The organism is Robiginitalea sp., assembly GCF_982776155.1.
On sequence record NZ_CEXZKX010000002.1, the window covers coordinates 221,253 to 234,887 of the forward strand.

17 protein-coding genes are annotated in these 13,635 nt (G+C 57.1%); 14 read left to right on the forward strand and 3 right to left on the reverse strand.

Going from position 1 to position 13,635, the window contains the following annotated elements; genetic code table 11:
- Positions 1 to 14 precede the first annotated feature (14 nt).
- From AC3DKS_RS04590 to AC3DKS_RS04655, 14 genes are all read left to right on the forward strand, one after another.
- Positions 15 to 1,799, forward strand: a complete 1,785-nt coding sequence (locus tag AC3DKS_RS04590) for a tetratricopeptide repeat protein (protein ID WP_015752985.1) — start codon at positions 15 to 17, stop codon at positions 1,797 to 1,799.
- 25 nt (positions 1,800 to 1,824) lie between these two features.
- On the forward strand, positions 1,825 to 2,139 hold the full coding sequence (locus AC3DKS_RS04595) for a DUF4286 family protein (RefSeq protein WP_015752986.1): 315 nt from the start codon (positions 1,825 to 1,827) through the stop codon (positions 2,137 to 2,139).
- 21 nt (positions 2,140 to 2,160) lie between these two features.
- Complete coding sequence (gene rsmA, locus AC3DKS_RS04600) at positions 2,161 to 3,126, forward strand: 16S rRNA (adenine(1518)-N(6)/adenine(1519)-N(6))-dimethyltransferase RsmA (protein WP_015752987.1); 966 nt, start codon at positions 2,161 to 2,163, stop codon at positions 3,124 to 3,126.
- Positions 3,113 to 4,465, forward strand: coding sequence for a magnesium transporter (gene mgtE, locus AC3DKS_RS04605; protein ID WP_015752988.1), 1,353 nt, complete (start codon positions 3,113 to 3,115; stop codon positions 4,463 to 4,465). Before rsmA ends, mgtE begins: the two co-directional genes overlap by 14 nt.
- Before the next feature lie 77 nt (positions 4,466 to 4,542).
- Entirely contained in the window at positions 4,543 to 5,490 is a 948-nt protein-coding gene (locus AC3DKS_RS04610) for a 2-hydroxyacid dehydrogenase (RefSeq protein WP_015752989.1), read from the forward strand.
- A gap of 47 nt (positions 5,491 to 5,537) precedes the next feature.
- Positions 5,538 to 5,957, forward strand: coding sequence for a response regulator transcription factor (locus AC3DKS_RS04615; RefSeq protein WP_015752990.1), 420 nt, complete (start codon positions 5,538 to 5,540; stop codon positions 5,955 to 5,957).
- Between the two features lie 100 nt (positions 5,958 to 6,057).
- Positions 6,058 to 6,582 carry a DUF4199 domain-containing protein gene (locus tag AC3DKS_RS04620; protein WP_015752991.1) on the forward strand — a complete coding sequence of 175 codons (525 nt, stop codon included), beginning with the start codon at positions 6,058 to 6,060 and terminating at the stop codon, positions 6,580 to 6,582.
- A 59-nt stretch (positions 6,583 to 6,641) separates the two neighbouring features.
- A complete protein-coding gene (locus AC3DKS_RS04625) occupies positions 6,642 to 7,097 on the forward strand; it encodes a DUF1801 domain-containing protein (protein WP_015752992.1) in 456 nt (151 codons plus the stop codon).
- Between the two features lie 12 nt (positions 7,098 to 7,109).
- Complete coding sequence (locus tag AC3DKS_RS04630) at positions 7,110 to 7,499, forward strand: VOC family protein (RefSeq protein WP_015752993.1); 390 nt, start codon at positions 7,110 to 7,112, stop codon at positions 7,497 to 7,499.
- Between the two features lie 46 nt (positions 7,500 to 7,545).
- Positions 7,546 to 7,947: a TM2 domain-containing protein gene (locus AC3DKS_RS04635; protein ID WP_015752994.1), complete on the forward strand. Its 402-nt coding sequence runs from the start codon at positions 7,546 to 7,548 to the stop codon at positions 7,945 to 7,947.
- Positions 7,948 to 8,070: 123 nt separating this feature from the next.
- Positions 8,071 to 8,394 carry an ArsR/SmtB family transcription factor gene (locus AC3DKS_RS04640; protein ID WP_015752995.1) on the forward strand — a complete coding sequence of 108 codons (324 nt, stop codon included), beginning with the start codon at positions 8,071 to 8,073 and terminating at the stop codon, positions 8,392 to 8,394.
- A gap of 109 nt (positions 8,395 to 8,503) precedes the next feature.
- Positions 8,504 to 8,995: a DUF6428 family protein gene (locus AC3DKS_RS04645; protein ID WP_015752996.1), complete on the forward strand. Its 492-nt coding sequence runs from the start codon at positions 8,504 to 8,506 to the stop codon at positions 8,993 to 8,995.
- Positions 8,996 to 9,010: 15 nt separating this feature from the next.
- Positions 9,011 to 9,502: a GNAT family N-acetyltransferase gene (locus AC3DKS_RS04650; RefSeq protein WP_015752997.1), complete on the forward strand. Its 492-nt coding sequence runs from the start codon at positions 9,011 to 9,013 to the stop codon at positions 9,500 to 9,502.
- A 34-nt stretch (positions 9,503 to 9,536) separates the two neighbouring features.
- On the forward strand, positions 9,537 to 9,959 hold the full coding sequence (locus AC3DKS_RS04655; RefSeq protein ID WP_015752998.1) for an arsenate reductase ArsC: 423 nt from the start codon (positions 9,537 to 9,539) through the stop codon (positions 9,957 to 9,959).
- Here AC3DKS_RS04655 and AC3DKS_RS04660 read toward each other — a convergent pair.
- The 3 genes from AC3DKS_RS04660 to AC3DKS_RS04670 form a co-directional block, all read right to left on the reverse strand.
- The gene (locus AC3DKS_RS04660; RefSeq protein ID WP_015752999.1) at positions 9,937 to 11,772 is read right to left on the reverse strand and encodes a GNAT family N-acyltransferase; all 1,836 of its coding nucleotides are present in this window, start codon (positions 11,770 to 11,772) and stop codon (positions 9,937 to 9,939) included. The two genes, AC3DKS_RS04655 and AC3DKS_RS04660, sit on opposite strands and share 23 nt — an antisense overlap.
- Before the next feature lie 101 nt (positions 11,773 to 11,873).
- Positions 11,874 to 13,124: an aspartate kinase gene (locus tag AC3DKS_RS04665; protein WP_015753000.1), complete on the reverse strand. Its 1,251-nt coding sequence runs from the start codon at positions 13,122 to 13,124 to the stop codon at positions 11,874 to 11,876.
- Positions 13,111 to 13,599: a GNAT family N-acetyltransferase gene (locus AC3DKS_RS04670; RefSeq protein WP_015753001.1), complete on the reverse strand. Its 489-nt coding sequence runs from the start codon at positions 13,597 to 13,599 to the stop codon at positions 13,111 to 13,113. Before AC3DKS_RS04670 ends, AC3DKS_RS04665 begins: the two co-directional genes overlap by 14 nt.
- Positions 13,600 to 13,635 lie beyond the last annotated feature (36 nt).

Sequence of the window (13,635 nt, forward strand, 5' to 3'; positions counted from 1 at the left end):
TACAAAGCCCTGTTATGAAACAATTCCTGTGCTCCCTGGCAGTCCTGTGCCTTTCGGTCGTTTCGGCCCAGGAAGATTTCCTGGCCAAGCAGTATTTCAACGACGGGGATTTTGACAAGGCGGTTGTGTATTACGAGAAGCTTGCGGAAAACAACCCGAGACGGACGGACTACACGGAAGGCCTCGTGTTGTGCTACCACCAGCTGGAGGCCTACGACAAAGCGATCTCCTTTCTGAGCCGGCGCCTGGAGGAGGGCAATGCCTACCCGACACTCCTGATCGATATGGGGTATACCTACCTGCTTATGGATCGGCCGGAGGAGGCCGAAAAATGGTATCGCCAGGCACTGGAGACCATCGAATCCAACCCGAATTTCGGATATGGGATCGGGTTTAAATTTCAGCGGTATACCCTCCTGGATTATGCCCTGCAGGCCTATTCCCGCGCGATGGAGCTCAACCCGGAACTCGATTTTAATTTTCAAATAGCCCGTATTTACGGGGAACAGGGACGTATCGGGGAAATGTTCGACGCCTATATGGACCTGTTGCAACAACGGGAGTCCGCCAAGGCGAATGTACTCCGGGTAATCGAATCCTTTATCGGTCCGGATCCGGAAGCCGAAAACAACCAGTTGCTCCGACGCGTCCTGCTTACCCGGGCGCAGAAAGACCCGGACCCGCTTTGGAACGAATTGCTCAGCTGGCTGTACCTGGAACAGGGGCAATACGCCAACGCGTTTAACCAGGAAAAGGCCATATACCGGCGCGTACCGGAGGTCCGGCTCGACCGCATGGTGAACCTGGGTCGCAGCGCGGAGGAGGCCGGGGCCGTTGAGGCTGCTGTCGCTGCATTTGAATTTGTGGTTGCCGAAAGCAACGACCCGGTAAGCCGGCTCAACGCACGCCTCCACCTGATCGATATCGGCCTGGCCGACAACCGGGAAAAAGACCTGCGGGAGGCCGAACAAGCCTACGAGGAGCTGATGGACGAATACGGCTATGCCGCTTCCACCCTGCAATTGCAGGTGGCCTATGCCAAATTCCTGGCCTTCCGCCTCTCCAAACCCGACCGGGCAATCCGCATCCTGAAAAACAGCCTGGACCTGCCGCTTCCGGAATATGCGGAAGGCTACGTAAAGCTCAGCCTGGGAGACATCCTCGTCTTTGACCAGCGGTTTAACGAGGCGCTCATCTTGTTCTCGCAAATCCAGAAATTGCTGAAAAACGACGTGATGGGGCAACAGGCCCGCTTTAAGGTTGCACAGACCAGTTTTTACAAGGGGGATTTTGACTGGGCGCTTACCCAGCTGAAGGTCCTCCGCAATTCCACGTCCCAGCTCATCGCCAACGACGCCATGCAGCTCAGCCTGATCATTTCGGACAATTCGCTGGAGGACTCCACCCAGACCGCCCTGCGGAAGTACGCCCGGGCCGACCTGCTGGCGTACCAGCAAAAAAACGCGGAAGCGCTCGCGGCCCTGGACGAAATACTGACCGGCCACAAGGGGGAGAAAATCGAAGACGAGGCCTTACTGATGCACGGCAGGTTGCTCGAAGCGGCCGGCGATTATTCAGGTGCCCTACTGAGTTATCGCAAAATCGTTGAGTTCTTTGGGCAGGACATCCTGGCGGACGACGCCCATTTTGCCATGGGGGAGCTGTACCGAACCCGCCTGGAAGACCCGGCCAAGGCCATGGAACACTACAGGGAAATCATCTATCGCTTCCAGGACAGTTACCACTTCCCGGAAGCCCGCAAACAATTCCGGAGGCTGCGGGGCGACCCCGTCAATTAAACCCCCGGGGAAACACCAACTCTACATGATCATTTACAATGTAACCATCAACGTCGAAGATGCTATTCGCAAGGAGTGGCTCGAATGGATGCGCACCACCCACATCCCGGACGTAATCGCCACGGGCGCTTTTAAAAACGCGCGGATTTGCCGGGTACTCGTCGAGGAGGAGATGGGGGGGACCACCTATTCGGTTCAGTACCTGGCTCCGGATCGCCAGTCCCTAGAAGCCTATTACGGGGAACACGCGGCCAGGCTGCGGCAGGAAGTAACCGACCGGTACGGAGACCGTTTGGTGGCCTTCCGCACGGAACTTGAAATCATCAGCGAACACGAATGACGGCGTCCCCCGCATACCGCTTTGTCCATGGCGCGCTACCCGATCCGGGGGTCCGGAACCGGGCATTCGGCTGTGAACCTCCGGCCGGAAATACCGCACCCGATGAGCAGGGATAGGGGCAAGCGGAGATCCCCGGCCAAAAAGGGAGGGGGCATGGGGCGAAAAGGCGATACCCAGCGCACAACGGGGGTTCGCGCCAAAAAACACCTCGGCCAGCACTTCCTGACGGATGCTTCCGTCGCCATGCGGATTGCCGGAACCCTGAGCCCGGATGGTCCGCCCCGGATCCTGGAGATCGGGCCCGGCACCGGGGTGCTGACCGCTTTCCTGCTCAGGCGGCCCGTGGACCTGCTGGCCGTGGAACTCGACGGGGAATCCGTGAAGTACCTCCGGGAGGTTTTCCCTCTGGAACTGGCTTCGGAAACGACGTCCTACAAGTCATTCGAGGTACTGCACGGAGATTTCCTGAAGCTCGACCTCCCCGGCCTCTTCGGCGGGAAACCCTTTGCGGTTACCGGCAACTTCCCGTACAACATTTCCACCCAGATCGTCTTCCGCGTCCTGGAAAACCGGGAGCGGATTCCGGAATTCAGCGGGATGTTCCAGCGGGAGGTGGCCGAACGCATCTGCGCAGGCCCCGGGAGCAAGACCTACGGCATCCTGTCGGTCCTGGTTCAGGCCTATTACCTGGCGGAATACCGCTTTACCGTGCCCCCGGAAGTCTTCGACCCCCCGCCCAAGGTAGAATCCGGGGTACTGCATTTACGCTACCGCACAGATACCCGGGCCGACTGGGATTACCAACACCTCACCCGCCTGGTGAAAACCGCCTTCAACCAGCGCAGGAAAACGCTTCGCAACAGTCTTAAAAGCCTGCCCGTCCCCGATTATCTCAAAGAAGATGCTATCTTTGACCGGCGCCCCGAACAACTGGAAGTACGGGAATTTATCGCCCTCTCAAAGCGCATCTGGGATGACACCGTTTAAACTCACCGACGAGCTGCTGGCGGAAATCCAGCAATTGATAGAAAACCGTCAGAACGATTCCCTGCGTTCGCTGATGGAAGAGGTGCACTATGCGGATGTGGCCGAAATTATCGACGAACTCCACGAGGACCAGGCCACCTACCTGATCAAGCTGCTGGACAGCGAAAAAACCTCGGATGTCCTTACCGAACTGGACGAGGATGTGCGGGAAGCCATCCTGGGCAACCTCTCATCCCAGGAGATCGCCGGGGAGCTCGCGGAACTCGATACGGACGACGCGGCCGACATCGTGGCGGAACTCCCCAAGGAAATTGTCCAGGAGGTCATCTCCAAGATCTCCGATCGCGAACACGCCCGCGACATCGTCGACCTGCTGCGATACGACGAGAATTCGGCCGGTGGACTGATGGCCAAGGAGCTCGTCAAGGTGTACGACCACTGGACGGTGCTCACCTGCGTCAAGGAAATGCGCCAACAGGCGGAAAACGTAACCCGGGTCCACTCCATCTACGTCGTCAACGACCAGGGCATCCTTATCGGCCGGTTGTCCCTGAAGGACCTGCTGACCGCTTCGACCCGCTCGCCGATCCGCGATATATATATATCCCACGTGGATTCGGTAAACGTGAACGAAAAACCCGAGGAAGTGGCCCGGATCATGTCGAAATACGACCTGGAAGCCATTCCGGTGGTAGATGAAATCGGGCGCCTGGTGGGGCGGATTACCATCGACGATATCGTGGACGTCATCCGGGAAGAAGCCGACCGGGATTACCAGATGGCGGCAGGTATCTCCCAGGATGTGGAAGCGGACGACAGCATCTGGGACCTGACCCGGGCCCGGTTGCCCTGGTTGTTCCTCGGCCTGATCGGCGGCCTGGGCGCCGCAGCCATCATGGGCGGCTTTGAGGAGATGATTGCCCGGCACGCCATCCTGTTCTTCTTCACCCCCCTGATTGCGGCCATGGCGGGGAATGTGGGCGTACAGTCCAGTGCAATTATCGTACAGGGGCTCGTCAACGACGACCTGAAGGGGAGTGTCGGTAACCGGCTGATCAAGGAAATGCTCCTGGCCCTGCTCAACGGGGTGATCCTGGCCGTCGGCCTGCTGGTGTTTACCTGGATCTGGAAAGGGAGCTTCCCCACGGCCCTGGCCATTTCCATCTCCCTGATCGCGGTGATTGTCGTAGCCGGCGTCATCGGCACATTTACCCCGCTCTTTTTACACAAACGCGGCATCGACCCGGCCATTGCAACCGGGCCTTTCATCACCACGAGCAACGACATCTTCGGCATCCTGATCTATTTTTGGATCGCCCGGTTTGTGCTTGGGATTTAGACGGGGCCTCCCGTTTCGCAAATGCCCGGAATCTTCTGTATCTTGGTCCCCTTCCGGACCCACGTAACTGCAATGCGATGAAAAAAGTTCTGCACCTGGACGAAAACCACCCGCTGCTCGAGGAAGGCCTGGCGGCCCTGGGGTTCAAAAACCACAGGGACCACACCGGTACCCGGCAGGAAATCCTGGAAAAAATCGGGGCATACCACGGCATCATTATCCGCAGCAGGCTCCCCGTCGACAGGGAATTGCTGGACCGGGCCAAAAACCTGGAATTCATTGGGCGGGTAGGTGCCGGCCTGGAAAACATCGATACCCGGGCGGCGGGCGAACGGGGCATTTTCCTGGCTGCCGCACCCGAGGGCAACCGCAACGCAGTAGGCGAACACGCCCTGGGCATGCTCCTCTCCCTGATGAACAAATTGCACACGGCCGATGCCGAGGTCCGGGAAGGCCGGTGGCGACGGGAGGCAAACCGGGGTGTGGAACTCGACGGCAAGACCGTGGGCATCATCGGCTACGGCAATACGGGCCAGGCCTTTGCGCGCAAACTCCGGGGTTTTGACGTACAGACCCTTTGTTATGATATCGTGGGGGGCGTGGGCAACGGGGATGCCCGCCAGGTAGGGATGCCGGAATTGATGCAGCACGCCGACGTGGTCAGCCTCCACGTGCCGGAAACGCCGGAAACCATCGGGATGGTCGATGCCGGATTCCTGGGCGGTTTCGCAAAACCCATCTGGCTCCTCAACACGGCCCGCGGCAAATGCGTCCGGACCGGCGACCTGGTGGATGCCCTGCGGACCGGTCGGGTTTTGGGCGCCGGCCTCGATGTCCTGGAATACGAGAAATCCTCCTTTGAATCCCTCTTCGGAGAGGACGGCATGCCCCCGGACATGCAAGAGCTGATCCGGTCTCCCCGGGTCCTGCTGAGCCCGCACGTGGCGGGGTGGACTGTGGAGAGCAAGGAAAAGTTGGCTGCCACCATTGTGCGAAAAATCAAGGAGCATTACCAGGGAAAGTGATTCCCGGCGCCTCCCGCGGTTTACCCTGCATTTTATATCTTTCCCATATGTGGCGGACCATTTGGATTTTCTCGGCCCTGGCTCTGGCAGTATGGATCCTGCTGCGCATTGGCCGTCTGGGGTACTATAGCGGGACCACTGACCCGGAATGGATATTCGGCAGCCTGGCCGTGCTATTCCTGCTGATCGGCATGGGATTGCAGCGGCATGCCCGCCCGAAACCCCCGTCCCGGGAAGCCGACCAACGGAAAATCCGCCAGCTCGGGCTCACCCCCAGGGAATGCGAAGTGCTCCTCCCCCTCTGCAAGGGTTTGTCCAATCGGGAAATTGCAGACGAACTCCACATCTCCGAAAGCACGGTGAAAACCCATGTTTCCAACCTGCTGGTTAAACTCGATGTCCGGCGCCGCACCCAGGTTATCCGCAAGGCCCGGGCGCTGAATCTCCTCCCCGAAGGCAGCGCATAAATTTCCGGGTCGGAAGGCCCAAAGGATAAAATTGGTACTTTAGTATGAAGCCCACTCCCCCCGGGCCGGGTATTTTTATACCAACCTAAAACCAGAACCCATGAAAAAGACAATCATCCGGTACGGCCTTTACGGGGGCACGGTCATTTGCGTACTCTTCCTGCTGAGCCTTTACCTGGCCGACGGCCTGGATTTTGGCGCCCAGGAAGTGATCGGGTACGCCTCCATGGTGGTGGCCCTCAGTTTTGTGTATTTCGGGATCCGGCATTTCCGGGACCGCGAAAACAGCGGTACCCTGAACTTTGGAGCCGGGCTGAAAATCGGCCTGGGCATCAGCCTGATCACCGCCCTGATGTTCGGAATCCTGGACGTGATCTATGTAAAGTATATGAACCCGGATTTTATGGAGACCTATTACGCCTCCGTCCTGGCCGACCTGGAAGCCTCCCTGCCCGAATCCGAATTCCAGGAGCGCGCCCGGGCCATGGAGGCGGAAAAGGAACTGTTTACCAACCCCCTGATGAATTTCTTCCTGATGTTTATCACGGTCTTCCTCATCGGGTTGATCATGAGTATTATATCCGCACAGATCCTGAAACGAAAGCCTTCGACGGCGACATCCTGAAACCAAAGCCTTCGACGGCGACATCCTGAAAACCGACAACAACCAAAAATATACCCGCCATGCAATACGAGGCAACCAGTGCAGACGACTACATTTCCCAGCTGCCGGAGGAGCGCCGGGAACCCGTCTCCAGACTTCGGGAAACCATCCGGACCCACCTGCCGGAAGGATTTGAGGAATCCATCAGTTATGGGATGATCGGATACGTGGTGCCCCATGCCCGCTACCCGGATGGCTACCACTGCAACCCGGAACTCCCGTTGCCCTTTATGAGCCTCGCCAGCCAAAAGAACTACATCGCCGTCTACCACAGCGGGATCTACGCGGACCCCGAACTCAACCAGTGGTTCCTGGACCGGTACAGGGCCCTGGATATCGGAAAGCCGGATATGGGCAAGAGTTGTATCCGCTTCCGGAAACCCGATAAAATACCCTATGGGCTCATCGGGGAACTCTGTGAAAAAATGGAGGTGGAGGATTGGGTTCGCATGTACGAAAAAGCAATAAAAAAATAAATAAGAGCAATCATGGAGAAGCGAGTAACCGGCCTGGGAGGGTTTTTCTTTAAAACCAAAGACCCGGACCATATCAAGGAATGGTATAAAAAACATCTGGGGATTCCCACGGACAACTACGGGTGGACCTTCTGGTGGAAAGACGAGAACGGCAGGGATTGCAGTACCCAGTGGAGTCCCTTTAAAATGGACACAAAGTACTTTGAGCCAAGCGAAAAACCCTTTATGATGAATTTCCGGGTGGAAAACCTCCGCGAGCTCCTGGCCGCGTTACGGGAAGAAGGTGTACAGGTGGTGGGTGAGATAGAAGAATACGACTACGGGAAATTCGGCTGGATCCTGGACCCGGAAGGCAATAAAATAGAACTCTGGGAACCTGTGGATTCCGCATTTCTGGAATAAGGAATAATTTGCTACATTGGTGATACTAAAACCAACACCAATTACCATGTCAGACGAAAATAAAGATTTCGGGGATAAGGCCCGGGAAGCCGGCGAAGATGCAAAAAAAGCTGCCGGAGATTTTAAAAGCGAAGCCAAGAAAACCGCCGACGAATTCAAGGAAGGCCTCAACAGCGCCGGGGGGGAGAACAAAAAAATCCTGGCCGGGATACTCGCCATTGTGCTGGGCTCCCTGGGCGTGCATAAGTTTATCCTCGGATACCAGAAAGAGGGGATTATCCTCCTGGTGGTCACGGTCATCGGCATGGTGCTGACCTGTATCGGCGTGGGCATCTTTGTGGTTTGGGCCACCGGCCTGATCGGACTCATCGAGGGCGTCATCTACCTGACCAAAAGCGACGAGGAGTTCTACAATACCTACCAGGTGGGGAAAAAGCCCTGGTTTTAAGGGAAATCCGCACGGGTCCGGAGATAACCCCTTCTTTGGAAAAACGAAAAAAGCCGAAAAACACACTTCGGCTTTTATTTTTAATCTTATTATCGTAATATTGCGATATATAAATTGTAAAACATGGGCGTTTCCAAAACCCAACTCTTCGACCAGCGACAGAATGAAATTGCGCAGATTGCCCGGGTACTGGCTCATCCCGCACGGGTAGCCATCCTGCAGTACATCAGCCGGCAGGACTCCTGTATTTGCAGCGACCTGGTGGAAGAAACCGGCCTGGCCCAGGCCACCATCTCCCAGCACCTGTCGGAAATTAAAAAAGTCGGGTTGCTCCGGGGGAATTTTCAGGGAAGGAACCTCTGCTATTGCATCGATACCGACCGGTGGAATGAAATACAGGGGTTATTCGGGTCTTTTTTCACCCGAATCAGCAGCCAGTGCTGTTGACCCGCCCTGCGCATCAAATACCCGGCAGATCCCCGGCAAATCCCTGTTGATTCCCGCAAATCGAGCCACACAAAAACAGAAACAACAATTGAATCCAATACCCGAACCCATGAAAACTTCTGAATTCCTGAATCTCCTGGAAAGGCACCCGGAAAGGGAGCTGAATTTTGAATACGCCCCCGGGAAGCTGCTGCGGCCCGATTACCATATCACGGAAGTCAAGAATATCCGTGTCGACGCCACGGATTGCGGCGGACGCTCAGACGCGTGGACGGAAACCGTCATCCAGCTATGGGAAAGCCCTGTCCCGGAGCATACGGATCGCTCTATTACCGCACGGAAAGCCCTGGCCATCCTCTCCCGCGTCAACCGCAAGCAACCGCTGATGTTGGACAGCCCGGTAAAATTTGAATACGGCAACCGGCAATTCCACACCGCCCAGTTGCACGTTGCAGGGGAGGTGGTGGAAGGAGACCACCTGGTCCTCCGCCTCTCCCCGGAAGCCACCCAGTGCAAGGCGAGCGATATCTGCGGCACCCCGGAACCCGCCCCAGTTGCCGGGGCCCGGAATGGTTGCGACCCCGCGTCTGGTTGTTGCTGATAACCTGAAGGCCCCATGCAGATCCGAGACATGCAACCCGAGGACTGGCACGAGGTAGCCCGAATCTATGAAGAGGGGATCGCTACCGGGTATGCCACTTTTGAAACCCGGGTCCCGGCATATGAAGACTGGGACCGGGCACATCTCCCCTTTGGCCGTCTGGTAGCCGAAATCTCCGGACAGGTTGCGGGGTGGGCGGCTCTTTCTCCGGTCTCGGGCCGCTGCGTCTACGGCGGTGTGGCCGAGGTGAGCGTATATGTGAGTTCCGCCCAGAGGGGTAAGGGAACGGGAAAAGCGCTGCTCAGGAAGCTGATCGCCGAGAGTGAACAGCAGGGAATCTGGACCCTGCAATCCGGGATTTTCCCGCAAAACGCCGGGAGTATCCGCCTGCATGAAGCCGTCGGCTTCCGCCGGCTGGGTTACCGGGAAAAAATTGCCAAAAGGGACGGTATCTGGCAGGACAATATCCTGTTTGAACGCAGAAGCAAAACCGTCGGCACCGATTAAACATTTATTTCACCAAAACAAGCATTCTACACCCATGAAAAACATCCTTGTACTTTGCACCGGGAATTCCTGCAGGAGCCAGATGGCCCACGGATACCTGGAAGCCCTTCAGTCCGAGCCCGCCGCCCGCATCTATAGCGCCGGGGTGGAAACCCACGGGCTCAACCCGGACGCGGTCCGCTTTATGGCCGAAGACGGGATCGACATCTCGGGGCACACTTCCAACCATGTCGATGAATACGAAGGCATTGCCTGGGACTATATCATCACCGTGTGCGACCACGCGCGGGAGAACTGCCCGTTTATCCCGGCGCCCGGCGCCAAACGGCTGCACCAGAACTTTTCGGATCCGTCCAAAGTTACCGGTTCGGAAGCCGAGAAGCGGGAGGCCTTTATCGCTGCACGGGATCAGATCAAGGCGTATTGCCGGGATTTTATTGAGCGGGAGCTCCGCTAGCCTGTTCCCCGCCGGCCCCTTCGGCCAGGCGTCGCTCGAGTTCTGCCTGGAATTCCTCCATGACCGGCTTTACGGTGTCCTCGGGGAGGTCGGCGATCCGGATATACATCAAACCGTCTACCGAATTGTTGAATAGCGGGTCTACGTTGAAGGCCACCACCCGGGCATTCTGCTTGATGTACTTTTTGATCAGTACGGGCAGTCGGAGGCTGCCGGGTTCCACCTCCTCGATGAGCTTGTCGAACTTGTTCAGGTCGGACTCGGTTTCGTCAAAGACGAACTCCTTGTCCGCATCGTTGAGCTTTACCTTGAATTCCTTTTTCGGGCGGATATACTGCGCCACATAGGGGTCCCAGTAATGGGACTTCATAAATTCGATCATCAGGGATTTCGAGAAGTTCGAGAACTGGTTGCTGATGCTCACCCCGCCAATCAGGTACTGGTGTTCCGGGTGCCGGAGCGTGGTGTGCACTATGCCCTTCCACAACAGGAACAGCGGCATGGGTTTCTGCTGGTATTCCTTGACGATATAGGCGCGGCCCATTTCGATGGAACGGCTCATCATGCCGAATAGTTCGGGTTCAAACCGGAATAGGTCCTGCAGGTAGAACCCGTCGATGCCGTATTTCTCGAATATTTCCGACCCCATCCCCATCCGGTAGGCCCCGACGATTTTCTTCTCCTGGTCGTCCCAGAGGAAAAGGTGGTGGTAGTAGTCGTCAAAGCGGTCCAGGTCGATGGACTTGTTGGTCCCTTCCCCAATGGCCCGGAAGGTCACTTCCCGCTGCCGGCCAATCTCCTGCAGGATAAAAGGCATGTCCTTCTTCTGGGCGAGGAATACTTCGTAATTCCGGTTTTGCAGCAGGCGGCAGTTCTTTTCGCGCAGCTTCTCAATTTCCCCCTGGATCACTTCGCTCCGTACGGCATCGGCAATGCGACGGGGCGGCTTGGGGATTTTCAGGCTGCCGGGGATCTGGTCTATGAGTCGCTCCCGCTCATAGGCATTTGCCAGGAGGTAGGTCTTCCTCCTGAGCAGGTCCGAGAATTCCTCCAGGGTATCGTGTTCCTTTTGCACGGCAACCGAAATGGGGTGGCCAATCCGCACCTTGATGCTCCGGTTCCGCTGGGTGGTGAGTTCCGAGGGGAGTTTGGCGGTTCGGAAAATATCGTTGATCCGGGAGAGGTAATAAAACAACCGGCTGTTCCGGGCGTGGAAATAAATGGGGACTACCGGGACCTCGGCGCGGCGGATCAGCTTCAGGGCCGCTTCCTCCCAGGGCTTGTCCACGAAGTGCTGGCCTTCCTTGTAGGTGGAGACCTCCCCGGCAGGGAAAATGCCCAACGGGTGGCCACCCCCCAGATGTTCCATGGAGCGCTTGAAACCCGCCACCGAACTCTTGGCGTCCCGGTGGTTTTCAAAGGGGTTGACAGGCATGATAAACGGGGCCAGCGGTTCAATCCGCTGCAACAGGAAATTGGCGATGATCTTGTAGTCCTGCCGGTGCTGCAGCAGGAGTTTCAGCAAGAGCACCCCGTCAATCCCGCCCAGGGGGTGATTGCTGATTGTGATAAAAGCCCCTTCCTTAGGCAACCGTTTAATGTCCTCTTCGGGGATTTCAAAGTCGATTTCGTAGTGCTCGAGGATCCGTTCCAGGAACTCGGTACCCTCCAGGTGCCGGTGCCGCTTGTAAAAGCGGTTGATGCTGCTGATCCGCGTAATTTGCATCAGGACCCAGCCCATCAGGGTTCCGAGGAATCCATACCGGTCCAGGTTGATGGCCCGGGACACCTCCTTGGCAGTCACTAAACTCATAGGTTGCTGTTGCTATACAGGTAAAGATAGAAAATTGACCGGGGAGGACCCCTACAATCCGGGAATTTCGAAATGTCTGTGAAGGAATTACCGCCCCGCGGTCACTTCACCACCAACTGCACGGTTTCCTTGCTCCGCTGTTCCAGGAGTACCTCCCGGCCATTCTGCAAAGAGCGGATCGCCTCCGCATTGAAATGGCGGATGGTATAAAGGGATACGTTCTCGTGGTGGACCACCTTGAAGCGTCCCCGGAGCTGTTGGAGCAATTCGGGCAACCGGCCAAACTTGTTGTCGATGCACACGGAGAAACTGATGGCCGAATTCTGGATCATATCGACCTTCATCCGGTGGTCGTGGAGCAATTTGAACAGGTCGCCGATGCTGTCCTCCACAATAAAGGAAAAATCCAGGGAAGACAGCCGCATGAGTACCTGGTCCTTCTTGACGATAAAGCACGGGACCTCGGGTTCGATCCCCTTGCCGGAGCCCACCGTGGTCCCCGGGTCGGCCGGCTTCAGAAAGGACTTGACGTGCAGCGGGATTTCCTTTCGCTGCAGGGGTTGCAATGTCTTGGGGTGGATAACCGATGCCCCGTAAAACGCCAGCTCAATGGCCTCCCGGTAGGAGATCCGGTTCAGGAGGCTCGCCTGCTCAAAATAGCGCGGGTCCGCGTTGAGGACCCCGGGCACGTCCTTCCAGATGGTAACCGATTGGGCATTCAGGCAATAGGCGATAATGGCCGCCGTATAATCGGATCCCTCCCGGCCCAGGGTTGTGGTGAAGTTGTTCTCGTCACTCCCCAGGAACCCCTGGGTAATGAAGAGCTCTTTCCCCGGGGCCAGGGTGGCGATTGCCTCCTGGGTACGCTCCCACTGGACGTTGCCGTCCCGGTAATTCGAATCCGTTTTGATGTATTTGCGGATGTCCAGCCAGGTATTCGCGATGCCGCTATCCTCCAGGAAGGCGCTGACAATTACTGTGGAGAGCAGTTCCCCATAGCCGACGACCTGGTCGTAGACAAACCCGTATTTGGGCGACTTGTTCCAGGCGAGGAAACCTCGCACCTCTTCGAAGAGTCCGCGAAGCCTGTCGAAAACCGGGTGCCCTTCGGCCGGGAACAATTCCCCGGCGATACCGAGGTGATAGGCCACCACCTCATCCAGCGCAGCGGCCAGCGTGCCTTTGTCCTCAAAATAGGCGCGCACCACGGCTTCCATCGCGTTGGTGGTCTTTCCCATGGCGGATACCACCAGGAATGTCTTTTCCGTCCCCGTCTCGCTGAGCACCTTCAACACATTGCGGACTCCGTCCGCATCCTTTACCGAGGCACCCCCGAATTTAAATACTCGCATATTCCTTGAGATAAGCTTCAATCCCCGCCTCGTCCAATTGGACAACGTCCCAGTCCCTCAGGACCCGGGCTCCGCGGGCTTCATAAAAGTCAATTGCAGGTTCGTTCCAGTCCAGAACTTCCCAGCACACGCGCTTAACCCCCTGCCCGGAGGCGTACCGGATCACTTCGGTGAGCAGCGCACTGCCCACCCCCAGGCCGCGCGCCTCCTCGGTGACGATCAGGTCTTCCAGGTGGATGGCCGGGCCCTTCCACGTCGAATAACGGGGATAGATCAGGGCCATACCGACGATCCCGCCATCCCGTTCCGCAACAAAGCAGCGGAACTTCGGGTCGGGTCCGAAACCGTCCCGGAGCAGCTGCTGCTCGGTCACTTCAACGGCATCGGGTTCCCGTTCGTAAACGGCGAGCTCCCGAATCAACCGGTATACTTCTTTCATGTCCGCCTCCTCAGCGGGTCGTATGCTGGTTTCCATATCTGTTACAAATAAAACACAAAGTTATAAATCTTA

What these genes read in the sequence shown, in the direction of transcription:
- AC3DKS_RS04590 (WP_015752985.1), top strand. Translation starts at nt 15, where the DNA reads ATGAAACAATTCCTGTGCTCCCTGGCAGTCCTGTGCCTTTCGGTCGTT.
- AC3DKS_RS04595 (WP_015752986.1), top strand. Translation starts at nt 1,825, where the DNA reads ATGATCATTTACAATGTAACCATCAACGTCGAAGATGCTATTCGCAAG.
- mgtE (WP_015752988.1), top strand. Translation starts at nt 3,113, where the DNA reads ATGACACCGTTTAAACTCACCGACGAGCTGCTGGCGGAAATCCAGCAA.
- AC3DKS_RS04610 (WP_015752989.1), top strand. Translation starts at nt 4,543, where the DNA reads ATGAAAAAAGTTCTGCACCTGGACGAAAACCACCCGCTGCTCGAGGAA.
- AC3DKS_RS04615 (WP_015752990.1), top strand. Translation starts at nt 5,538, where the DNA reads ATGTGGCGGACCATTTGGATTTTCTCGGCCCTGGCTCTGGCAGTATGG.
- AC3DKS_RS04620 (WP_015752991.1), top strand. Translation starts at nt 6,058, where the DNA reads ATGAAAAAGACAATCATCCGGTACGGCCTTTACGGGGGCACGGTCATT.
- AC3DKS_RS04625 (WP_015752992.1), top strand. Translation starts at nt 6,642, where the DNA reads ATGCAATACGAGGCAACCAGTGCAGACGACTACATTTCCCAGCTGCCG.
- AC3DKS_RS04630 (WP_015752993.1), top strand. Translation starts at nt 7,110, where the DNA reads ATGGAGAAGCGAGTAACCGGCCTGGGAGGGTTTTTCTTTAAAACCAAA.
- AC3DKS_RS04635 (WP_015752994.1), top strand. Translation starts at nt 7,546, where the DNA reads ATGTCAGACGAAAATAAAGATTTCGGGGATAAGGCCCGGGAAGCCGGC.
- AC3DKS_RS04640 (WP_015752995.1), top strand. Translation starts at nt 8,071, where the DNA reads ATGGGCGTTTCCAAAACCCAACTCTTCGACCAGCGACAGAATGAAATT.
- AC3DKS_RS04645 (WP_015752996.1), top strand. Translation starts at nt 8,504, where the DNA reads ATGAAAACTTCTGAATTCCTGAATCTCCTGGAAAGGCACCCGGAAAGG.
- AC3DKS_RS04650 (WP_015752997.1), top strand. Translation starts at nt 9,011, where the DNA reads ATGCAGATCCGAGACATGCAACCCGAGGACTGGCACGAGGTAGCCCGA.
- AC3DKS_RS04655 (WP_015752998.1), top strand. Translation starts at nt 9,537, where the DNA reads ATGAAAAACATCCTTGTACTTTGCACCGGGAATTCCTGCAGGAGCCAG.
- AC3DKS_RS04660 (WP_015752999.1), bottom strand. Translation starts at nt 11,772, where the DNA reads ATGAGTTTAGTGACTGCCAAGGAGGTGTCCCGGGCCATCAACCTGGAC.
- AC3DKS_RS04665 (WP_015753000.1), bottom strand. Translation starts at nt 13,124, where the DNA reads ATGCGAGTATTTAAATTCGGGGGTGCCTCGGTAAAGGATGCGGACGGA.
- AC3DKS_RS04670 (WP_015753001.1), bottom strand. Translation starts at nt 13,599, where the DNA reads ATGGAAACCAGCATACGACCCGCTGAGGAGGCGGACATGAAAGAAGTA.